Source organism: Terasakiella sp. SH-1, from assembly GCF_004564135.1.
In the GTDB taxonomy this organism is placed as follows: domain Bacteria; phylum Pseudomonadota; class Alphaproteobacteria; order Rhodospirillales; family Terasakiellaceae; genus Terasakiella.
This window is the reverse complement of the sequence record NZ_CP038255.1, coordinates 3,439,305-3,459,952: the sequence shown is the minus strand read 5'-3', so window position 1 is coordinate 3,459,952 and position 20,648 is coordinate 3,439,305. Positions and strand designations below refer to the sequence as shown.

At 46.4% G+C, this 20,648-nt stretch carries 24 protein-coding genes; 6 read left to right on the top strand and 18 right to left on the bottom strand.

All coding sequences use genetic code 11. From position 1 onward, the window contains the following. Positions 1–483 carry an IS30 family transposase gene (locus E4K71_RS16295; RefSeq protein ID WP_135081364.1) on the top strand — a complete coding sequence of 161 codons (483 nt, stop codon included), beginning with the start codon at positions 1–3 and terminating at the stop codon, positions 481–483. Here the strand turns inward: E4K71_RS16295 and E4K71_RS16290 are convergent. The 4 genes from E4K71_RS16290 to rfbB form a co-directional block, all read right to left on the bottom strand. Continuing rightward, positions 468–647 carry a hypothetical protein gene (locus tag E4K71_RS16290; protein WP_135081362.1) on the bottom strand — a complete coding sequence of 60 codons (180 nt, stop codon included), beginning with the start codon at positions 645–647 and terminating at the stop codon, positions 468–470. The two genes, E4K71_RS16295 and E4K71_RS16290, sit on opposite strands and share 16 nt — an antisense overlap. A 91-nt stretch (positions 648–738) precedes the next feature. Beyond that, positions 739–1,617, bottom strand: a complete 879-nt coding sequence (gene rfbA / locus E4K71_RS16285) for a glucose-1-phosphate thymidylyltransferase RfbA (protein WP_135081360.1) — start codon at positions 1,615–1,617, stop codon at positions 739–741. Between the two features lie 9 nt (positions 1,618–1,626). Then, positions 1,627–2,487, bottom strand: a complete 861-nt coding sequence (gene rfbD, locus E4K71_RS16280) for a dTDP-4-dehydrorhamnose reductase (protein ID WP_135081358.1) — start codon at positions 2,485–2,487, stop codon at positions 1,627–1,629. A 4-nt stretch (positions 2,488–2,491) separates the two neighbouring features. Continuing rightward, positions 2,492–3,544, bottom strand: coding sequence for a dTDP-glucose 4,6-dehydratase (gene rfbB, locus E4K71_RS16275; protein ID WP_135081356.1), 1,053 nt, complete (start codon positions 3,542–3,544; stop codon positions 2,492–2,494). Positions 3,545–3,691: 147 nt separating this feature from the next. On the opposite strand from rfbB, the gene hslV reads away from it, so the two are divergent. Then, entirely contained in the window at positions 3,692–4,243 is a 552-nt protein-coding gene (gene hslV / locus E4K71_RS16270) for an ATP-dependent protease subunit HslV (RefSeq protein WP_135081354.1), read from the top strand. A gap of 3 nt (positions 4,244–4,246) precedes the next feature. Then, positions 4,247–5,557, top strand: coding sequence for an ATP-dependent protease ATPase subunit HslU (hslU, locus tag E4K71_RS16265; RefSeq protein WP_135081352.1), 1,311 nt, complete (start codon positions 4,247–4,249; stop codon positions 5,555–5,557). Positions 5,558–5,579: 22 nt separating this feature from the next. On the opposite strand, the gene E4K71_RS16260 is transcribed toward hslU, so the two are convergent. After that, entirely contained in the window at positions 5,580–6,176 is a 597-nt protein-coding gene (locus tag E4K71_RS16260; protein WP_135081350.1) for a 3'-5' exonuclease, read from the bottom strand. Between the two features lie 164 nt (positions 6,177–6,340). Here E4K71_RS16260 and E4K71_RS16255 point away from each other — a divergent pair, with 164 nt between their 5' ends. After that, the gene (locus tag E4K71_RS16255) at positions 6,341–7,282 is read left to right on the top strand and encodes a glycosyltransferase (RefSeq protein ID WP_135081348.1); all 942 of its coding nucleotides are present in this window, start codon (positions 6,341–6,343) and stop codon (positions 7,280–7,282) included. Next, positions 7,282–7,701 carry a group III truncated hemoglobin gene (locus tag E4K71_RS16250; protein WP_135081346.1) on the top strand — a complete coding sequence of 140 codons (420 nt, stop codon included), beginning with the start codon at positions 7,282–7,284 and terminating at the stop codon, positions 7,699–7,701. The genes E4K71_RS16255 and E4K71_RS16250 overlap by 1 nt, the downstream gene beginning before the upstream one ends. On the opposite strand, the gene E4K71_RS16245 is transcribed toward E4K71_RS16250, so the two are convergent. From E4K71_RS16245 to E4K71_RS16185, 13 genes are all read right to left on the bottom strand, one after another. Beyond that, entirely contained in the window at positions 7,695–8,111 is a 417-nt protein-coding gene (locus E4K71_RS16245) for a GtrA family protein (protein ID WP_167730640.1), read from the bottom strand. The genes E4K71_RS16250 and E4K71_RS16245 overlap by 7 nt on opposite strands. Positions 8,112–8,115: 4 nt before the next feature. Beyond that, positions 8,116–9,042: a hypothetical protein gene (locus E4K71_RS16240; RefSeq protein WP_135081342.1), complete on the bottom strand. Its 927-nt coding sequence runs from the start codon at positions 9,040–9,042 to the stop codon at positions 8,116–8,118. Positions 9,043–9,047: 5 nt separating this feature from the next. Then, a complete protein-coding gene (locus E4K71_RS16235; protein WP_135081341.1) occupies positions 9,048–9,410 on the bottom strand; it encodes a helix-turn-helix transcriptional regulator in 363 nt (120 codons plus the stop codon). A gap of 24 nt (positions 9,411–9,434) precedes the next feature. Beyond that, positions 9,435–10,019: a Smr/MutS family protein gene (locus E4K71_RS16230; protein WP_135081339.1), complete on the bottom strand. Its 585-nt coding sequence runs from the start codon at positions 10,017–10,019 to the stop codon at positions 9,435–9,437. After that, entirely contained in the window at positions 10,012–10,689 is a 678-nt protein-coding gene (locus E4K71_RS16225) for a lactate utilization protein (protein WP_135081337.1), read from the bottom strand. Before E4K71_RS16225 ends, E4K71_RS16230 begins: the two co-directional genes overlap by 8 nt. Beyond that, the gene (locus E4K71_RS16220) at positions 10,686–12,110 is read right to left on the bottom strand and encodes a LutB/LldF family L-lactate oxidation iron-sulfur protein (RefSeq protein ID WP_135081335.1); all 1,425 of its coding nucleotides are present in this window, start codon (positions 12,108–12,110) and stop codon (positions 10,686–10,688) included. Before E4K71_RS16220 ends, E4K71_RS16225 begins: the two co-directional genes overlap by 4 nt. Then, positions 12,111–12,512: a tRNA(fMet)-specific endonuclease VapC gene (gene vapC / locus E4K71_RS16215; RefSeq protein ID WP_135081333.1), complete on the bottom strand. Its 402-nt coding sequence runs from the start codon at positions 12,510–12,512 to the stop codon at positions 12,111–12,113. Further along, the gene (vapB, locus tag E4K71_RS16210) at positions 12,512–12,742 is read right to left on the bottom strand and encodes a type II toxin-antitoxin system VapB family antitoxin (RefSeq protein ID WP_135081331.1); all 231 of its coding nucleotides are present in this window, start codon (positions 12,740–12,742) and stop codon (positions 12,512–12,514) included. Before vapB ends, vapC begins: the two co-directional genes overlap by 1 nt. A gap of 68 nt (positions 12,743–12,810) precedes the next feature. Next, complete coding sequence (locus tag E4K71_RS16205) at positions 12,811–13,581, bottom strand: (Fe-S)-binding protein (protein WP_135081329.1); 771 nt, start codon at positions 13,579–13,581, stop codon at positions 12,811–12,813. Positions 13,582–13,620: 39 nt separating this feature from the next. Next, positions 13,621–14,511 (bottom strand): DMT family transporter, encoded by an 891-nt coding sequence (locus tag E4K71_RS16200; RefSeq protein ID WP_135081327.1) that lies wholly within the window; start codon positions 14,509–14,511, stop codon positions 13,621–13,623. A gap of 132 nt (positions 14,512–14,643) precedes the next feature. Further along, a complete protein-coding gene (gene typA / locus E4K71_RS16195; RefSeq protein ID WP_135081326.1) occupies positions 14,644–16,467 on the bottom strand; it encodes a translational GTPase TypA in 1,824 nt (607 codons plus the stop codon). A gap of 109 nt (positions 16,468–16,576) precedes the next feature. Next, a complete protein-coding gene (locus E4K71_RS16190; RefSeq protein ID WP_135081325.1) occupies positions 16,577–17,119 on the bottom strand; it encodes a DUF4405 domain-containing protein in 543 nt (180 codons plus the stop codon). Positions 17,120–17,219: 100 nt separating this feature from the next. Beyond that, positions 17,220–18,215, bottom strand: a complete 996-nt coding sequence (locus E4K71_RS16185) for an adenosine kinase (RefSeq protein ID WP_135081324.1) — start codon at positions 18,213–18,215, stop codon at positions 17,220–17,222. Between the two features lie 186 nt (positions 18,216–18,401). On the opposite strand from E4K71_RS16185, the gene E4K71_RS16180 reads away from it, so the two are divergent. Further along, positions 18,402–20,627, top strand: a complete 2,226-nt coding sequence (locus E4K71_RS16180) for a PAS-domain containing protein (protein ID WP_135081323.1) — start codon at positions 18,402–18,404, stop codon at positions 20,625–20,627. Positions 20,628–20,648 lie beyond the last annotated feature (21 nt).

Here is a 20,648-nt window from a genome sequence, read left to right as displayed (position 1 = left end):
GTGGAAGGACGAAAGACCTTCGGGCATTGGGAAGGTGACTTGATGAATCTCCGAACACCAAAAAGCAACTTGCTCACGCTGATGGAACGCAAGACGCGTTTTACATTAACGGCTTCCCTGCAGACAAAAACAGCGGCTGAAACGGCTCAGAATATACAGGAAAGGCTTGCTGACTTACCATCAGAGGCACTGAAAACAATCACTTTTGATAATGGCGGTGAGTTTGCTCATTTTGCCGAGATCGAAGACGTTTTGGACATCGAAGCCTACTTTTGTAACCCGCATTCACCTTGGCAACATGGCGGTATGGAAAACACAAATGGCATTATTCGGCGGGACATGCCGCGAAAAACAGACATCAAGGATGATAGCGATCAGGACATTGATGACATTACATGGAACTTAAACACCACACCCAGAAAATCCCTTGGGTTCAGGACACCCGCCGAGGCATTCTTTCACAATCTTCAAAATTGCACTTGAGATGTGAATCCAGCGTCACGGATTATTTGCAAAGTCACACCGCCATCGTAGATAATCGCAAGGCTCAAGAGTCGACGGGCCTGTGTTGCATCATTGGTTTGTTTGACAAAATAGCGAAGAGCATCACCGTTGTAACCTGATCGCAAGGGAATTGGGGCACCCATAGAAAACCCCTATTCGTTTTCTATATTGAATCAGGGTTTAAGCGGTTTGGTAATAATCCCCTTTATGAGTCAAAATCTATAGGATTTGATATTACTCCCATGTACGCAATACCATTTCAAGGTAACTGCGATATTCATTTGGTTTAAATTGGCCAATCAACTTTTCGAACTGATCGGAATCAATAAATCCTTTGCGCAATGCCACTTCTTCCGGGCAGGCTATTTTTAAACTTTGGCGTTTCTCAACAGTACGTACAAAGTTCGCAGCATCCAACATGGCACTGTGAGTACCAGTATCCAACCAGGCAAAGCCACGCCCCATTTTTTCAACTTGCAACTGACCTTTTTGTAAATAGGCGTTATTCACATCGGTTATTTCCAATTCGCTACGCCAACTCGGTTGTATGTTTTTAGCAATATCAACAACTTGGTTGTCATAAAAATACAGACCTGTTACCGCATAATTAGATTTTGGCTCTTGCGGTTTTTCTTCAATCCCTTGAGCCGCCCCTGATTTATCAAATTCGACAACACCATAACGTTCAGGGTCTTGCACATAATAGGCAAAAACAGTCGCACCTGTTTCTTGAACCATCGCATTTTCAAGCAAGTTAGTAAAATCATGCCCGAAATAGATATTATCACCTAAAATCAAACAAGCTGGCGCACCATCCAGAAATTCTTCGCCGATGATAAAAGCCTCTGCCAGCCCACGTGGTTCATCCTGTACAGCATATTGGATCTCAATGCCCCATTGCTGACCATTTCCCAATAACTCTTTAAACATGGGAATATCACGCGGTGTGCTGATCAGTAGAATTTCACGAATACCTGCTAACATCAAAGTCGTCAGCGGATAATAAACCATCGGCTTATCATAAACCGCCAAAAGCTGCTTGGAAATCGCCCCCGTAGACGGATAGAGCCGTGTACCAGAGCCACCAGCCAAAATTATCCCTTTACGCTCCATGATATCCCCTTAATGCTGATCAAGTTTCTTGAGACAAAAGGATAAACTTTCTTTCCAGTCCGGCAAGTTAAAACCAAATTGAGCTTCGAATTTATGACAAGAAAGGACTGAATAGGCCGGACGTTGCGCTTTCGTGGGATAAGCAGAGGTCTCAATTGCCTGAACCACACAATCCATATGAGTCTGTTCTTTTATTTCGACTGCAAAATCATGCCAAGATAAAACTGCATTTGTAACAATGTGATATGTTCCATAACCATCAAATGATTGATTAATAAGCTGTGGTGCAATCTTTAAAACTGCATCAGCCAAATCAAGGGCAGATGTCGGGCAACCAATTTGGTCGCTCACAACAGAAATTTTATCATTAGCATTCATTATCCGTAACATGGTTTTAACAAAATTACCGCCAAAGGGGCTATAGACCCAGGCTGTACGTAAAATCACATGTTTGGGACAGCTGGCCCGCAAGGCTTCTTCACCTGCCCACTTGCTTTGCCCGTAAATACCCAAGGGATCCGTTAGCTGACCCTCCTGATAAGGTAGGCAAGCCTGACCATTAAAAACATAATCTGTTGAAAAATGGACAATCGGTACCGTGGCAATTTCACCAAGATAACCAACAGCAGTTTCATTCAGTAAAAAAGCTGCTGCTTGGTCTTCTTCAGCCTGATCCACAGCCGTATAAGCAGCTGTATTAACAATCAAATCCGGCTTTATCTCATCGAGAGTCGCAATAATCTGACCTTTATCGGTAATATCACAGTCAGCTTGACCTTTACAAACAAGGCTTAGCTCAGGATAAAATGGTGCTTGAAATGCAAAAGATTTTGCGACCTGCCCATTTGCCCCAAATACCAGAATACGCATGACCTTACGCCTTCCCTAAACGTTGGCCATCATATTTCCCCTCAAGAATAGGGCGCCACCAGGTTTCATTATCTAAATACCATTGCACGGTCTGCTCCAGACCTGTTTCAAAAGTATATTTAGGTGTCCAGCCCAGTTCTTTATCAATCTTGGATGCATCAATTGCATAACGCCAGTCATGACCGGGACGGTCCGTAACATAGGTCAACAAATCTTCAAAATTTTGTACAGGGATATCTGGATTTAATTTTTTCACAGTTTCAAAAAGAGTGCGGACCACATCAATATTTTTCACTTCATTATGGCCGCCAACATTATATTTTTCGCCATTTCTTCCTTTTTCTAGAATTATGGCAAGAGCGTCAGCATGATCTTCCACATGCAACCAATCTCGCGTATTTAACCCATCCCCATAAACGGGTAATTTCTTACCCTGTAAAATATTCAAAATCATCAAAGGAATAAGTTTTTCCGGGAACTGATACGGGCCATAATTATTTGAACAATTACTGATAACAACAGGCAAACCATAAGTATGATGCCAAGCACGAACCAAATGATCTGAACCCGCCTTTGACGCAGAATAGGGTGAATTTGGCCCATAGGGTGTGTCTTCCGTAAAGAGACCTGTTTTTCCTAAACTGCCATACACTTCATCAGTCGAAATATGATGAAAACGAAAAGCTTTTTGACTTTCCTCACTCAATTGCAACCAATATTCACGCACAGCTTCCAATAAAATATATGTACCAACTAAATTGGTTTCGATAAAAGCGCTTGGCCCATCAATAGAACGATCCACATGACTTTCTGCCGCCAAATGCATAATTGCATCTGGTTGAAACTCACGAAATGCCTGACCCAATGCAAGTCGATCACAAATATCAATTTGTTTAAATTGATAAGATGGGGTTTCCTGAATTTCCGAAAGAGAGCGTAAATCGGCCGCATAGGTTAATTTATCAATATTTAAGACATACCAACCTTTTTCTTTGACCAATAAACGACAAACAGCTGAACCAATAAAGCCAGCCCCACCAGTGACGATGACTTTCATAACGTCTCTTCTCAAACCATAACTGAATATTTCTTTCTTCTAACAAAGTAAGTGAAAAATACCAGCATTTATGGTCTATAGGGTTGACAAATCCCCTTATTCAAGCACAAATCCGCATCAAGTTTTTAAATTTATAGGACCTGCTTCATGTCTCAAGATCACAAATTTCCCGGTTGGCGCGGGACAACGATTTTATCCATTCGCAAAGGTGATGAGGTCGTCATTGCTGGTGACGGGCAAGTGAGCCTTGGTCAAACCGTGATCAAAGGCAATGCACGCAAGGTGCGCAAACTGGCTGGTGGCAAGGTGATTGTCGGTTTTGCGGGGGCCACAGCCGATGCCTTCACCCTGTTTGAACGTCTGGAAGGCAAGCTTGAGCAATATCCAAACCAACTGACACGCGCCTGTGTGGAAATGGCGAAAGACTGGCGCACAGACCGTTACCTGCGCAAGCTTGAAGCCATGATGGCTGTAGTCGATAAAGACGTTTCCCTCGTCCTGACAGGCACAGGCGATGTGCTAGAGCCCGAAGACGGCATCATTGCCATCGGTTCTGGTGGCAATTATGCGCTTTCTGCCGCCCGCGCCCTTGTAGATCGTGAAGATTTGAACGTAGAAGAAATGGCGCGCAAGGCTATGGGCATTGCTGCTGACATTTGCGTTTATACCAACAACAACCTGACTGTAGAGACTCTGTAAATCATGACAAATTTCAGCCCCCGCGAAATCGTTTCGGAACTGGATCGTTATATCATTGGCCAAAATGATGCCAAACGCTCTGTCGCTATTGCGCTGCGTTCTCGCTGGCGTCGTCAGCAGTTGGAAAACCCACTACGCGATGAAGTTCTGCCCAAAAATATCCTGATGATCGGCCCAACAGGTGTGGGTAAAACCGAAATTGCCCGCCGTCTGGCAAAACTGGCCCAAGCGCCTTTTATCAAGGTGGAAGCGACCAAATTCACCGAAGTGGGCTATGTGGGTCGCGATGTGGAACAAATGATCCGCGATCTGGTGGAATCCGCCATCCATATGGTCTCTGAGAAAATGAAAAAGGACGTCAAGGCCAAGGCAGAAATCGCTGCTGAAGAACGTGTCCTTGATGCCTTGGTCGGTGATACGTCGTCCGCAGACACCCGCCAGAAATTCCGCGCCATGTTGCGTGAAGGCAAGCTGGATGATAAAGAGATTGAGCTGGATTTGGCCGATAATTCCACCCTTTCCATGCCAACCATGGATATTCCGGGTATGCCCGGTGCCCAAATGGGTATGATGAATCTCGGTGAAATGTTCGGTGATGCCTTTGGTGGGCGCCGCAAAACCCGCAAAGTCACCGTGGCTGATAGCTACGGCCTGCTCTTGGATGAAGAAGCGGACAAACTGTTAGATAACGACAAAGTGGTTTCTGAGGCGCTAAACAGCGTTGAAAATAACGGCATTGTATTCATTGATGAGATTGACAAAATTTCTGCACGTGGTGAAAAAGCCGGTGGCGATGTCTCTCGCGAAGGGGTTCAGCGCGACTTGCTGCCTATGTTAGAGGGTACAACGGTCACCACCAAACACGGTACCGTGAAAACAGATCACATCCTGTTCATTGCCTCTGGTGCCTTCCATGTGGCTAAGCCAAGCGATTTGCTGCCAGAACTGCAAGGCCGCCTGCCAAACCGTGTCGAACTTTCCGCCCTCACTCGCGAAGACTTCAGACGTATTTTGACAGAGCCAGAAGCCAGCCTGATCAAACAATATGTCGCTCTCATCGGTACGGAAGAAGTCACACTCAGCTTCGAGGACGATGCCATTGAAGAAATTGCCAATCTAGCCGCAGAGATCAACCAGAATGTAGAAAATATCGGTGCGCGTCGCCTGCATACAGTTCTGGAACGCCTGCTTGATGAAATCAGCTTTACCGCAACTGATCGCAGCGGCGAAGAGATCACCATTACCAAAGAAATGGTGACGAAAAATGTCGGTGAACTGGCGAAAAATGCTGACCTTTCCAAGTTTATTTTGTAGTCGATATAATAGCCATCTCACCTTACATGTGAGATGGCACCCTTTCATTGATCGCTCGTAAAGCAACCGCTAAAGAATGCACATCATAAAGGGCATTATGATGGTGCCCCTCAAGGGGTTGTCCGACAAGACCAGCCAAATCACTGGTATAATGCCCATTGCGATAAGTGGGAATACAGGCCCGCAGATAGGGATGAATGCTGATTGCCTGCTCAAAATAAGATAATTCTTCCAGCTCAACCAAGGCAGCGTTAGCATTAATCAGATATCCATCGACCCCGTTGCTTACAACTTGGACGGGTCCTTGAAAACTCTCAATAAATTTTTCTGATAAGTGAAGAGCCTCAACGAGGTTGATACCATGTTGATCCACATTTTCCTGTATCAATCCGGTCAACTTCATAAAATAATCACTAAGTTGAGGGTTCAGTGAAGGTTTGACCAAGCAGGAAAAATGGTTATGAGGCTGTAACGTCTCACGATCCAAGGCCAACATGGCAATCTGTACAATCTCTTTTTCTTCCCAGGGCTCAGACCACCGCCGAGCTTGAGAACCCTCCCAAGAGGTGTATTCACAATCCAGTAAAATTAATGTCCGGCAATCAGGTAGTACTTGCATTAGGGCGTAAACTCATAAAATAGACTTGCTTTGGTTTCTCTAGCTTTTATCCACGGGGAAAAATGGTAACGCAACCTTATACAAGAACCTAAAGAAAACTTGCCTGAGACCAGATAATCAGGCAGAAACAAGGCATCTTTTCATGCTGCTTTATTGATGACATTATGACCACATCCTTTGAACAAAAGAAAATCGCCGTTGTCTTGCCCTGTTATAATGAAGGCAATGCTATTGCAGATGTGGTCGCTTCTTTTAAAAGAGCGCTTCCTTCAGCAAAAATATATGTCTTTGATAACAATTCTACAGATAACACTGCTGTAGAAGCTCAAAATGCTGGTGCCCAGGTCATTACTGAGCGCCAACAAGGTAAAGGCAATGTGGTGCGTCGGATTTTTGCAGAAGTTGATGCAGATTGCTATATCATGGCCGATGGCGATGGCACTTATGAAGCAGCGGCTGCTCCTCAATTGGCCAAAGCCTTGTTTGATCAAAAACTTGATATGGTCGTTGGCTGTCGTAAATCTGTTGAAGGCGAAATGACCTACCGTGCTGGCCATGCCTTTGGGAACAAGCTTTTAACTGGTATTGCCCAAACTGTGTTTGGCCGTGGTTTTACCGATATGCTGACCGGATACCGTGCTTTTTCACGCCGTTTTGCCAAGTCTTTCCCCATTTTATCCAGTGGTTTTGAAATCGAAACGGAAATCACCATCCATTGTCTAAGCCTGAACCTGCCCGCCTCTGAAATACAAACCAAATATTATGAACGTGCAGAAGGTACAGAAAGTAAGCTCAATACCTATCGTGATGGTTGGCGCATCTTGATGACAATCCTGCGCTTATTCAGAGACGCTAAACCGTTGATTTTCTTTAGCTTAACTGCATTAATTCTTGCAATTCTTTCAATCGGCTTGGCTGTGCCCCTCATCTCAGAGTTCCTCAACACAGGTCTTGTAACACGCCTGCCCACCGCCGTTTTATGTACGGGCCTGATGCTCAGTGCCTTAATGAGCATAACTTGCGGCATTATTTTAGACAGTATCGCCCGCCAACGTCTGGAAAATAAAAAAATAGCTTACCTTCAACACAGCCAGGGTGAATTTTAATGTCGGAAAAATTTTCTGAGATTAATGCGGATACGTTGCGTGTCATGCTCAACGCATTTTATGACGAAGTTCAAAAAGATGAACTGATTGGACCGATTTTTATCAAAAAAATTGGCACAACAGAAGAAGACTGGGCCCCGCATATGGACCGGGTCGTAAAATTCTGGTGTTCAGTCTTGTTGAATACCAAAGAATATGGCGGTGGCTTCATGATCAAACACGCCGCCTTGCCTAAATTGGAAATGGAACATTTCAAACGCTGGATGGAAATCTTTATGCGCACAGTTCCAGAACATTTTGAGACCTCCCAGTCCGTTGAAATTACAATCAAAGCCCAGACCTTGCTGAAAAACTTACACCAACAATATGGGCAGTTTCAGGTCCAGCGTGCACAAAAACGCAACAAACCTATTCAGTGAGTTTTCTCTGGCAATTTCTTAAAAACCAGATATTTCATCGCCACAAAATTAAACACCATGCTTAAAGCAGTGGCGGGAATCAGCGCAAAAAACGGATAGGTCTGGGCCAATTCCACCGTAAAAATAACCGCCGTATATACCCCGACATTAATCGACAACCCAAAGCTCTGAGTTGAAAGATAGCCAAAAAATTCCTTAAATGACAAAGGGGTAGAGACTTTAAAACTGATTTTTCGATTCATCAGCCAAGTAAAGACAACGGCTATTGAGAAAGAGATACTACGCGCAGTAAAAGGGGACATCTCCAGCCCCGTGACAAGAGCCTGCAAAATGCCCCCATCCAGCATAAAAGCCAACCCGCCAGTAACAAGAAACCCCAAAAGCTGGCGGCGCGTTTCTTTTGTGCGCATGGCCTCAATGCCCAAAGCCAGCAATCGACTTAACAGTAAAATCACCAGATTTGTTGGATAAGGCCAGCCCAGTGAAATCATCGCGGAAACTATGATCCGTTATCTGGATCAAAACTTTATCATCCAATGAAACCGTCATTTGACCGTTTTTATCGCGTTTCCAAATCCATTTATGATTCTTCTGGTCTTCCAAATTCAAACTGTTATAGCTCGCCACCACCGCAGAACTACTGGCATAATGACGCATCAATTGCAGGGCAGGGGTCTGAGCTGAGCGATAGACCAGACGATAGCCTGTTTTCTGGTTCGTCCCCTGATAGGGCCCCCAATGAAATTCGCTATTGGCTGTCCAGCTCGACATATCGAGCTCAAAACGAAAGGCATTGTTGATGGGGTGAGCTAAGGAGATATCAGCCGCTTGAACCGGGCTCGGGGCTGTTTTTTGCTGCTGGGGTTGCTGTTGTTGCACTTTTCCACCCAAAACAGCACCCAAAACGCCAATGATGAGTTCTTCCTTAGATAATTTCTGCTCTTGGCTTTGGCTAGATTGTGTTGAAGAACCAGATTTTTCTACAACAGAACGCAGGCCGTAGCCTTTTTCAATCCAATATTTGCCATTGCGCACCAGCCATGTTGGATTGGCGGTATAATTGCCATCCATGAAATCGTCCTTAAACAACAAACGTTCAAAACTACCGTCATAACGTGCGGCCAAGTCTTTCAAATCTTGCAGGAATTTTGGGTCTGCAGCACGAGCATGTTCGGCTTCCCCGACAAGGGTTTGCAACTCTTTAATCATCTTTTCCAGCTCAAGAGACTGGCTGGTTTGTGGTTTATTCGGGTCAGACCATGTGGAATAACGAGGTTCTTGTGCCAGAACCTGACTGCTTAAAACACAAAAGGCTGTTGCGAACAGAAGTTTTTTCATCATATGCCTCACCCCGGAATGGTTGCTTCGATACGCGCAATCAAATCTTCAATGGTCTCTTCATCCAAACGGTTAATACGCCGTGACAGCAAATTTGCCAGCAACGTTGCGCTTGCAGAACGATCAACTGTATCAACCACCACACGCGGATGAGACAGACCTGCCAGCTCTTTTAACTCTTCGGCATCATCCCAAATCAGATTGAAATAACCTGCCACCTGCATAACAAAGCCAGGACCGGGCTTGCCCCGCTTGCCATGTTCCAAAGCAGAGAGATAAGCGGACGAAACTTCCAAATCTTTCGCCATTTCTTTCATCGTGATGCCGCGATTCTTTCGCAATTCACGAACTTTTTCGCCAAAGGGTGTCATTTTACCAAGTTCTAGTTAATCCAGTTAACGCCAACGTTTTAATAATATATATAACGCCCCTTCGCCACCCTCATTTTTCGGCGCATAGGTAAAAGCAATGATTTTAGAGCGCAATCCCGGCTGATTAAGCCAATGCGGAACCATTTCACGCAGCACCCCAATCTTGCCATTGAGCTGTGTGCCCTTACCCGTAATGACCGAGACACAGCGTTTACCCTGCCCAAAGGCGGAATTAATAAAGCGTAACAAAGCGCTATGGGCCTGATCCTGCGTCATGCCATGCAAGTCAAGACGCCCTTCCATGGGCATTTTGCCCCGGCGCAAACGATCCATAGTACGTTTATCCACCCCTGCGGCCTTACCATGATGCAAGGGGTCAAAGGATTTATGAGATTCATCGGCGCGAATCGTCTCTAGTGGTTTGGCCGTATCAGGGTAGGGACGTGTGGCCACAGGCTCAGGGATTGGGTCAGCCCCGTCCAGATCAACAAAACGACCGGGCAACGCCTCCACATCATCAGTGACCTTTTTCCACAGCTGGGTTTCCCCCACACTCAAGCCCCGAGTGCGTTTTTCCGGCTGTTCCACATATTTTGCTTTTTTAGCCATGATCCTCTTCTACCAGCAAAATATGGAGGCTGCGTGGCCCATGCGCACCCAGCAACAAGGTTTGTTCAATATCGGCTGTTCGTGAGGGACCACTGACCCAATTCATGGCTCGCGGCATAAAATCGACAGAGTTGCTTTCGCGACGCATCCGGGCATAAATCGCTTCATAATCGCCCACAATCTCTTCCGCCTTTACAACAACGATATGATAATCCGGCAGGAAATTTAGCGTTGTCGGACTATCAGGCCCGGACAGAAGCGCCAAAGAACCCGTTTCAGCCGCCCCACCATAAGCCATCACCACCGAAACCATATCACGACCCTCACTTGCCCCGGATACGGTCTCCAGTTTCGACCAATCCAACGCTGCTAAGGCTTCATGGCTTGCCAGTCGGACAGATGTTTTAAGTTCATGATCTTTCAGGTATTTCGCCACTGCACGCGGTACATTTTCCAGGGATTTGATGCGCGAAACAGTCGCATTAACCTCTTTTGCCATTTTCACAAACAGGCTGAGCTGCGCCTTATGATCGAGCTGACCACGTTTGGGGATCAAGTTGGCTTTTGGTTCAGCAATACGTTTTGCCAGTTGCTCTTCACTTTCACGCTCAAACGCGCTACGCCCCAGTGACCAACGGATTCGGCCCAAGATATAATCACGCGTACTCATGAGCGTTTCCCCCCTTTTTCAGACCAAAGTTGCTGAAAGGTCTTGCCTTCAGGGGCTGGAAAATCCTTATGACCCGTCCAGCCTTTGGTGAAGGCCAGGGATTTGAAATGACCGTTTTTACGCGCAAGCCAGCCCATAACCCGCATTTTGATCTTGGCGGCAAAATGATAGGCTTTGGGACGTTTTGCCCAAAAGGCCCACCAACTGAGACCCCATCGTTGCAAAAGCGGAACAGGGCCATCTTCCCACTGTTTTTCGCGCCAGGATCGTAACATACGAGGGATGGGGATGCGCACCGGGCAAACTTCTTCACATTTGCCACACATAGTCGAGGCATTGGGCAAATCGCACGCTTTTTCCAAACCATGAAGGGCAGGGGTCAGAACCGAGCCCATCGGACCGGGATAAATCGAACCATAAGCATGACCGCCAACAGATTGATAGACCGGGCAATGGTTAATACAGGCTGAACAACGGATACAGCGCAACATATCATGGGTGTCATGGCCGAGCATGCGTGAGCGGCCATTATCCAAAATCACCACATGGAATTCATCCGGCCCATCCAAATCTTCCGCCCGTTTGCCCCCTGTGGAAAACGTCGTATAGACCGACTGTTCCTGACCTGTGGCAGATCGCGCCAAAACGCGGAGCAAAGTGGTACAATCTTCCAGGGTCGGCACGACTTTTTCAATGGAACACAGCACGATATGGACACGGGGCAAGGTCTGGGTCAAATCCCCATTGCCTTCATTGGTGACAATCACGGTGGAACCTGTTTCCGCAATCATGAAATTGGCCCCGGTAATTCCCACATCCGCCTTGATAAATTGCTCACGCAACATGGCACGGGCTTCTTTAAGCAAATCTTCCGGTGCATCCAGATTACGCTCTTTGGGCAGATCAGTGTGGGTTTTGCGAAAAGCTTCTTCCACATGGGTGCGATTTAAATGTATCGCAGGCGCAATGATATGGCTAGGCGGCTCTTTGCGCAGCTGGATGATATATTCACCCAGATCGGTTTCCACCGGGATCAAGCCTTTTTCTTCAAGGAATTCATTCAGGGCCATTTCCTCGCCGATCATGGATTTGCCCTTAGTCACCGTCTTGGCCCCAACGGATTTACAAATCTCATAAACGATATCGCGCCCACCCTTGATATCGCGCGCCCAATGGACTTTGCCCCCTGTTTCCTGAACACGGGCTTCAAATGTCTCCAGATAATAATCAAGATGACGCAGGGTGTGATCTTTGATATCGCGGGCCTGATCACGCAAATTCTCAAATTCCGGCAGGCGTTCTTTGGCAGCCAGTCGTTTTAAGGGAAAGCCTGTGCCTAACTTAAAAAGCGAGGCTTGAAGGTCCTTATCTTCCAAAGCCTTCTTGGCATTTTCCTTAAACTTATGGGAATTGAGTTCCATTTATTGACTCCAATCCTCTAAACGTAACCCATCAACACGGGAAAATTCCCGTGTATTATTTGTCACCATCACCAAACCACGTGAACGCGAATGTCCTGCCAACATCAAATCATAAGGCCCGATAGGTAAACCTTTTTTTTCAAGCGCAGCACGAATCTCGCCGTAATGGTTTGCCGCTTCCTCATCAAAATCAAGAGTTTCAAGGCGGGACAAAAAACCCTCAACCACTTTCAGGTTTTTCTCTTTTTGTACTGATTTTTCAGCACCATAGATCAATTCAGCAACAGTAATGGCGGATACACACATAGAATGAGATTTTTCATTAAAAACAGCGCGCATATGTTCAGGGCGGTTTTTAATCACAAAAATACAAATGTTCGTATCCAGCATATAGCGTAACATTACAGTTCCTCACGCACCTGCATTTCAGGTTCAGAGCGCTCAACCATAAAATCATCGCTTGGCTGCTCTCCATCGAAAAAACTGTCCCAAAGACAATCACTGGGCACAATAAGGCGTGCATTCCCCTGTTTGATGACATCCACCTTTTTTATATGTTCCGGTAATGCAACAGCCTTAGGGATACGAACAGCTTGTGTTTGATTATTCTTAAATACACTGCTCTGTGTCATACCATACACCTCGTATATATTTCTTGTATATACATAGCATTATTCTATGTATATATCAATTGTATATACTACTCCTTCACCTGTGAAATCGGAGGGACCTCTGTTGTCATATCCGCCAAAACTTCGGCAATATGGCGCACTTCCACCATTTCACCGCGTCGTGTCATGCGCCCGGCGATATTCATCAAGCAACCAAGATCACCGCCCAATACGGTTTGAGCGTCCGTTTTTAACAAGTCTTCGCATTTATCATCGGTAATACGCGCTGAAATATCAGAAAACTTTAAGCAAAACGTCCCGCCAAAGCCACAGCAGCGCTCCGCCTGTTCCGCTTCGACTAATTCAACACCTTCAACGCTGTCCAAAAGTTTACGTGGCTGTTCCTTGATCCCCAGTTCGCGAAGCCCGGAACAACTATCGTGATAGGTGACTTTGCGATCCAAAGTGGCCTGGACTTTTTCCACACCCAACACATCGCTTAAGAAAGTCAGCAATTCAAAGGTTTTACCAGACAGATCCAGTGCACGTTTGTGCCAGTCTACATCATCTTTAAACAATTCCGGGTAATGTTTGACAATCATGGCCGCGCACGACCCACTAGGGGCAACGACATAGTCAAACCCTTCAAATTCTTCGATAACCATTTGCGCCATAGCACGGCTATCAGCCATATCCCCACTGTTAAAAGCGGGTTGTCCACAACAGGTTTGACGTTCTGGCACACAAATTTCACAGCCAGCATCCTGCATCAATTTCACTGCGGCAAAAGCAACACTCGGGCGAAAGAGATCAACCAGACATGTTACAAATAAACCAACATTTTTTCCGTTTTCAGCCATAGGCTCAGGATGACTTCTTTAAGCCGTAAAGACAAGCGTTTAAGCCTGCTTTCGACGTAAAAGCGGCAGAACTTCAACAGAAAGAATACTCATAAACATGATCAACGCCCCCATATAGCCCTCAATAGTGAGGCGTTCCCCCAATAACAACGCCCCTGCGATAGCGGCAAAAAGGACTTCACCACTCATAATAATCGCGGCATCGGCTTGACCTGTATGGCGTTGAGCCACAGCTTGGAGGGTAAAGGCAATTCCAATCGACATGACCCCGGCATAGAAAATCTCAAAGCCTGCCCCTTGAATAGCAGCCCAGCTGATTGTTTCCAATCCCAGCGCCCCAACTGTTGCAAATACGGAACAACATAAAAACTGGGTACAGGCCAAAATAATCGGTGTGTCTGAACTGCGCACAACAAATCCCACCGTGATGATCTGCAAAGCCCAGAAAATGGCAGAGACCATCATCCAGAAGTCTCCATTATTGAAGCTGCTGAAATTACCCCCAGATAAATAATATGTCCCGATCAAACAGCCAAAGGCAGCAGGCCAGATCGACCAATGAGGAAGCTTGCGCCAGAAAATCAGAAGCATTAACGGCACCAATGGTACATAAAGCCCCGTCAAAAACCCTGCATTTGTCACCGATGTATCTGCAATCCCAACTTGCTGGGTAATGGAAGCGGTGAAAAGAAACACACCGCATAACACCATGCCAAGCCAGTGACGCTGACTTAAAGGCACACCGCTTTCCTTGCGTTTTTGATATTCACGCAAAGCCAAGGGCACAATCACCAGACCACCCAGCAAAAACCGCAAGGCCGTAAAGTAATAAGGCCCAATGACCCCCATACTGGTATGTTGGGCAACAAAGGCCGTCCCCCAAATAATCGCAGTAATTAATAAAAGCAGGTTTGCACGCAGACGACTCATATGTTTGGGGACCTATCATTTTCTCGATGGTCTCAATATGTGTCAAACCTAACCAAAAGGTCAAGAAATCATTAAAAAAGAGACCCCTGAACACAGCCAGAGGTCTCTTAAACAAAACGTATATAAAGCCTGTTAGCTTCCCGCCATTGCTCTTTCTGCGCGTTTGCGCACATGCGGGTCCAAATGGAATTTACGCAAACGGATGCTTTCCGGGGTCACTTCCACCAGTTCGTCATCCTGAATATAGGCAATAGCATCTTCCAGCGTGATTACACGCGGCGGTGTCAAGCGGATGGCATCATCCTTACCACTTGCGCGCACGTTGGTGAGCTGCTTGGATTTCAGTGGGTTGACTTCAAGGTCTGTGCCCTTGGCATGTTCACCAATGATCATCCCCTGATAGACTTTTTCCTGCGGATTGATGAACAGCGGACCACGGCCTTCAAGGTTGGCCAACGCATAAGCAACCGCGCCGCCATCAACCATGGAAATCAACACACCATTGCGGCGCCCCGGAATTGGGCCGGCAAATTCACCAAAATGGTGGAAGGTACGCGCCATAATGCCTGTCCCACGCGTTTCTGTCAGGAACTCACCGTGATAACCGATCAAGCCACGTGCTGGTGCATGGAAGGTCAAACGGGTCTTGCCACCACCTGAGGGGCGCATTTCGGTCATTTTACCTTTACGAATCGCCAGGCTTTCCACCACGATACCGGAAAATTCTTCATCCACATCAATCTGGACTTCTTCAAACGGTTCCAGCTTTTCCCCTGTTTCCGGATCTTCCTGAATGAGAACACGTGGACGTGAAATGCCCAGCTCAAAACCTTCCCGGCGCATGGTTTCAATCAAAACACCCAGCTGCAATTCACCACGACCAGCCACTTCGAAACTATCAGCATTTTGTGTTTCCGTAATGCGGATCGCCACATTCCCTTCGGCTTCTTGCATCAAACGATCACGGATCATACGAGAGGTCACTTTAGACCCTTCCTGACCGGCCAGCGGAGAGTCGTTAATAGAGAATGTCATGGCAAGGGTCGGCGGATCAATCGGTTGGGCTTTCAATGGGGCTTCCACCTCTACCGCACAGAGTGTATCGGCCACAGTTGCTTTGGTCAGACCCGCAACCGCCACAATATCACCGGCATGGGCTTCATCCACTGGCACACGCTCCACACCACGGAAGGACAGAAGCTTGGTAATACGGGCTTGTTCAATGACTTCGCCATCAGCGTTTAAGGCTTTCAGATTCTGGTTGACCTTAAACACGCCTGTTTCCACACGGCCTGTCAGAATACGGCCCAAAAACGGATCAGATTCCAATGTGGTTGCCAGCATGGAGAACGGCTTGTCTTTATCGGCTTCGGGCTCTTTGACATGTTCAAGAACCAGATCAAAAAGCGGTGTCAGGTCTGTGCGTTCGCCATCGGGTGTTTCGGCTGCCCAGCCATCTTTACCAGAAGCAAAGAGGGTCGGGAAATCAAGCTGTTCGTCATTGGCATCAAGGGCTGTAAACAAATCGAAACATTCGTCTTGCACTTCATAGGGGCGTGCATCCGGGCGATCTGCCTTGTTGACAACAACGATTGGTTTCAGGCCAAGTTTCAGGGCCTTACCTGTGACAAATTTTGTTTGTGGCATGGGGCCTTCAGCCGCATCCACCAACAAAACCACACCATCAACCATGGACAGAATACGTTCAACTTCGCCACCGAAATCGGCGTGGCCTGGGGTATCAACGATGTTGATGCGGGTCTCTTTCCATTCCACGGACGTACATTTCGCCAAAATCGTGATACCGCGTTCTTTTTCGATATCACCGCTGTCCATGACGCGTTCTTCGACCTTCTGGTTTTCACGGAACAGACCGCTCTGTTTAAGGAGTTCATCCACCAGCGTGGTTTTACCGTGGTCAACGTGTGCGATAATCGCGATATTGCGAAGTTCCATCTGTTTCGTCCTGATCTGGGAAAGTCAATTTGGGCGGACTATACGCCGAAATTTCAAAACAGCAAGAATAATGGCGTTTTGTCATGAAAAAGTCTTAGAGCCTTGTGAGCTACTTCCTTACCAGCGCTCCAAACAGTTCATGCATCTCCACACCGGAAGCCTGAGAGATTTCGCGCAAGGACTGTTCAAGCTGAACATTTTGGACACCTGCGCCCTGTAACTTCTTAACCAAAGCTTCTTGGCTCATTCCCACAACCGGGGCCAGACTGGAAATCGGTGCATTTTGAGAAACCTTTACAAACTGCTTAAAAGGGTTCCCGCCATTTGGATTTAATATCGGTGCAACGATAAAGCCCAAACTGACCAGTGCCACCACAGCTATAATGATTTTGCTGCGTGTTTTTGGCAAAAGCTTGGTAATGGGTTTCACGTGACGCAGCGCATGCAGCAAGGCAGCAACAAAAAAGGCCATGCCGATCCATTCATGAGCCCCTTTGACATAGCCTTCACCCACATGAAAAAACAGCATCACGCCACTGATCCCGACCACGATAGATGTCGCAACAGTCGCCACTGTGGCATAACGCATTAAAAATGTTTGAAACAATCCGCTTTGCGGAGTGGCTTTTTCAGCCAGTGTTGCGCTTGTCATAAGAAAAGTCCCTCCAATCAAAAAGTTGAAGGGACTTTACAGATCAAACGTAACGCCAAGATTACAACTTGGACGTTTTATTGTAACAGACTGTTACAGGTCAGCTTTCCAACGCTGCACCGGCCAGATCCGCCAGATCAGCCTCTGGACGTGCGCCATAATGACTGATGATTTCCGCTGAACAGACAGAACCAAGGCGTGCACAAGACCCCATATCAAAATTCTTGGTATAGCCAAACAGGAAGCCTGCGGCATACGCGTCACCTGCCCCTGTGGTATCAATCACACGATCGACATTTTCTGCATCCACCACATGAATTTCATTGCCGGAGATCACTACAGACCCTTTATCCCCACGGGTTAAGGCTGCAACAGTGCATTTGTCGCGCACACATTGAAGGGCCGCATCAAACGTATCAACCTCATAAAGGGATTTAATCTCATCTTCATTAGCAAAAAGGATATCGACGTGATGCTGCACCAAATCCTGAAAAGACTTACGGTGACGATCCACACAGAACGCATCAGACAAAGACAAAGCCACCTGGCGATCTGCCTTATGCGCCGCCATTGAGGCTTTTAAGAACGCTTCCTTGGCATGGTCCGGATCCCATAGATACCCTTCCAAATAAGTGACCTGACCACGGGCAATATAATCCGGATCAATGTCTTCAGGCATCAGGTTTACACAGGCACCCAAAAACGTATTCATGGTACGTTGTGCATCATCTGTGACCAAAATCAGGCAACGTGCCGTGCTGGGGCCATCAGAAGCATGTTTGGACACGAAATCCACGCCCGCAGCGGTAATGTCATGCGAAAAGATTTTACCCAGTGCATCGTCTTTGACCTTACCGATATAGGCCGCTTTTGCCCCCAAATTTGCCAGGCACGCAATGGTATTGGCCGCAGAGCCACCGGAACATTCAACACCCGGCCCCATCTCGCTATACAAACGTTCAGCCTGTGTGGCATCAATCAAAGCCATCGAGCCCTTTGTCAGGCCGTGTTGTGTCAAAAACGCATCGTCTGAATGGCTGAGCACATCCACAATCGCGTTACCAATACCAATGACGTCGAAATCTGCATCTGACATGGCTTTTTCCTTATCTGGAGATCACTTTGTAAAAAATTTGCGTCAGTATAGTGCTTAAAAACCAGACAACAAGAAAGAAATCAGGCCGGGTTTTTTGTTTGTAACTGCCCCTGCATCAGTTATTCTAAAGTTTAATAAAATTATAAAAAACTTTTTTGAAGAACGGAACAGGGTACGTTTGGCGTCATGCTGCGCATTTTTTCCAAGATCAACAAACTGTTGATGCTTTGCCTTGCAATGGTCAGTATTACGGCCATTGGCTGGTTTGGTGCGCAACAAGCCGGGACAACAGCTGCAGGCCAGCTCAATGACCGATTAAAAGAACGGGTGACACTTTATAATGAAACCCTGCAACGCGAACTGGATCAACTGCAACTGGTTGGCCGCATTTTGTCGCAAAACCCGACTTTACAGCAGGCTCTTAAAAAAAAGGCCCAGCCCAAAGACATTCTGAAAACAAACGGCATTTTAAAAGAAACCAACCAGACCCTGCACACGTCCGCTGTTTATCTGATGAATGCAGAGGGGCGAACCGTTGCAGCCAGTAATTTTGATCAACCCAATAGCTTTATTGGAAAAAACTATTCCTTTCGCCCCTATTTCAAAGAGGCTGTCCTCAAGGCAAAAGGGCAATTTCTTGCCATTGGGATCACATCAAACAAGCTTGGTTTTTATATTGCCCATAGCATCTATAGCGCTAAAAAAGAACTCATCGGTGTTGTTGTTATTAAAGTCGATTTAAACAGCCTGCATCAATATACAAAACAAAATGATGTTAATTTCCTGATTGCTGATGAACGCGATATTATTTTTCTGACATCCAACCCGTCTTTCACCCTGAAATCCCTGCGCACCCTTTCAGCCAAAGATCGCCTTTATATTACCCGGACCCGACAATATCCCGTCCCTAAAATCCAGCCTTTGAATAATCAGCCATCCGATATTCATTTTGGGACATTTCAAGCCTACCAAATTGAACACAAAGACTATTTCATTCAAAAATCCAGCCTGAACAAATTTGGCTGGAAAATCTGGGTCATGTCCCCGGTCCAATCAGTGACCAATCAAGCTTTTCTAAATGGCTTTGCCATTGCATTTGTAACAGCCATGGCCCTTCTGGCTTTTTATCTGATCTATAAACGCAAAAAAGATGCCGCCCATTTCCAGACAATTGTCGATAACCTGCCCAGTGGGGTTACGTTTTTTGATAATAACCAGAATATGTTGCTTTGTAACGAGATGGTCAAAAAAGTGCTGGATTTCCCCGACAGCCTGTTTAAATCCGGCCTGCCCAGTCTTGAAAAACTGATCCAGTTCAATATTGAACGCGGAGAATATGAAGGTCATAGCTCTGATGAAGTTCTCAATAAATTTGCTGAAAATATCAACAAACGGGTAAATCATGTCTTTGAACGCACCCGCCCTGATGGCACTATCCTTGAAATTCGTGGTGTCTGGGTCGAAAATGGTCTGATCACCACCTATACAGATATCACCGATCGTAAAAAGGCCGAAGAAGAAGCCAAACGCACCACAGGCTATCTGCGCGCCTTGTTGCAAAATCTGGACCTTGGTGTCACAGTTATTGATGAAAACCTTAATATCATCTTCTGGAATAATGCCTTTTTCGACTTGCTGAATTTCCCCAGAGAGCTTGAAAAGCCTGTCATGAAATATGAAGACCTGATCCGCTATAATGCAGAACGCGGCGAATATGGCCCCGGTGATCCGGAACAACATGTTCAAATGCGCATTCAGGCATCCCTGAAATTTGAACCTCATAAGTTTGAACGTACCCGCCCTGATGGCCGTACCTTACAAGTCAGTGGCAAGCCCCTTTATATTGATGAGGAACCTTTTGGTTTTATTTCAACCTATATTGATATCACCGAACATAAACGCATGGCATCACGCTTGCGCACACTTGCCAATACCGATGCCTTAACAGAAATCCATAATCGCCGCCATTTCACCACCCTGCTGGAAGGGGAAATTAAACGCTGTAAAAGAAATGGCAACGATCTCTCCCTCTTGTTACTGGATCTCGACCATTTCAAGGCCATCAATGACAGTTTCGGCCATAGTGTGGGTGATCAAGCTTTAAAACGCTTTTCTGAAACCTGTCGCAAGCTTTTGCGTGATATTGATGTCATGGGCCGTCTGGGCGGGGAAGAATTCTGTATTTTCCTGCCTGACACCAATCGTGATGGTGCCTTAGCCTTAGCGGAACGCATCAGATACGCCGTTGAAAAAATAGATTTTTCCCATGACGAAGACCCGATCCCCATGACCGTCTCCATCGGTCTGTCTCTATATGACAGTATGTTGAAAGACCGCATGGAAGATATGATCAAACGCGCTGACAAGGCATTACGCCGAGCCAAAAAAGAAGGGCGCAACCGGGTGTGTTAAAATTTTCCCTCTTTTCCTTTC

Coding starts and splice junctions, on each gene's coding strand:
- E4K71_RS16185 (WP_135081324.1), bottom strand. CDS start 18,215: ATGTCAGATGCAGATTTCGACGTCATTGGTATTGGTAACGCGATTGTG.
- rfbD (WP_135081358.1), bottom strand. CDS start 2,487: ATGCGTATTCTGGTATTTGGGGCAAATGGGCAGGTCGCAAAATCTTTT.
- E4K71_RS16180 (WP_135081323.1), top strand. CDS start 18,402: ATGCTGCGCATTTTTTCCAAGATCAACAAACTGTTGATGCTTTGCCTT.
- vapB (WP_135081331.1), bottom strand. CDS start 12,742: ATGACACAGAGCAGTGTATTTAAGAATAATCAAACACAAGCTGTTCGT.
- E4K71_RS16245 (WP_167730640.1), bottom strand. CDS start 8,111: ATGCGCACAAAAGAAACGCGCCGCCAGCTTTTGGGGTTTCTTGTTACT.
- E4K71_RS16255 (WP_135081348.1), top strand. CDS start 6,341: ATGACCACATCCTTTGAACAAAAGAAAATCGCCGTTGTCTTGCCCTGT.
- E4K71_RS16220 (WP_135081335.1), bottom strand. CDS start 12,110: ATGGAACTCAATTCCCATAAGTTTAAGGAAAATGCCAAGAAGGCTTTG.
- E4K71_RS16200 (WP_135081327.1), bottom strand. CDS start 14,511: ATGAGTCGTCTGCGTGCAAACCTGCTTTTATTAATTACTGCGATTATT.
- E4K71_RS16230 (WP_135081339.1), bottom strand. CDS start 10,019: ATGGCTAAAAAAGCAAAATATGTGGAACAGCCGGAAAAACGCACTCGG.
- E4K71_RS16235 (WP_135081341.1), bottom strand. CDS start 9,410: ATGACACCCTTTGGCGAAAAAGTTCGTGAATTGCGAAAGAATCGCGGC.
- vapC (WP_135081333.1), bottom strand. CDS start 12,512: ATGTTACGCTATATGCTGGATACGAACATTTGTATTTTTGTGATTAAA.
- typA (WP_135081326.1), bottom strand. CDS start 16,467: ATGGAACTTCGCAATATCGCGATTATCGCACACGTTGACCACGGTAAA.
- E4K71_RS16190 (WP_135081325.1), bottom strand. CDS start 17,119: ATGACAAGCGCAACACTGGCTGAAAAAGCCACTCCGCAAAGCGGATTG.
- E4K71_RS16225 (WP_135081337.1), bottom strand. CDS start 10,689: ATGAGTACGCGTGATTATATCTTGGGCCGAATCCGTTGGTCACTGGGG.
- E4K71_RS16250 (WP_135081346.1), top strand. CDS start 7,282: ATGTCGGAAAAATTTTCTGAGATTAATGCGGATACGTTGCGTGTCATG.
- E4K71_RS16240 (WP_135081342.1), bottom strand. CDS start 9,042: ATGATGAAAAAACTTCTGTTCGCAACAGCCTTTTGTGTTTTAAGCAGT.
- hslU (WP_135081352.1), top strand. CDS start 4,247: ATGACAAATTTCAGCCCCCGCGAAATCGTTTCGGAACTGGATCGTTAT.
- hslV (WP_135081354.1), top strand. CDS start 3,692: ATGTCTCAAGATCACAAATTTCCCGGTTGGCGCGGGACAACGATTTTA.
- E4K71_RS16290 (WP_135081362.1), bottom strand. CDS start 647: ATGGGTGCCCCAATTCCCTTGCGATCAGGTTACAACGGTGATGCTCTT.
- E4K71_RS16260 (WP_135081350.1), bottom strand. CDS start 6,176: ATGCAAGTACTACCTGATTGCCGGACATTAATTTTACTGGATTGTGAA.
- rfbB (WP_135081356.1), bottom strand. CDS start 3,544: ATGAAAGTCATCGTCACTGGTGGGGCTGGCTTTATTGGTTCAGCTGTT.
- rfbA (WP_135081360.1), bottom strand. CDS start 1,617: ATGGAGCGTAAAGGGATAATTTTGGCTGGTGGCTCTGGTACACGGCTC.
- E4K71_RS16205 (WP_135081329.1), bottom strand. CDS start 13,581: ATGGCTGAAAACGGAAAAAATGTTGGTTTATTTGTAACATGTCTGGTT.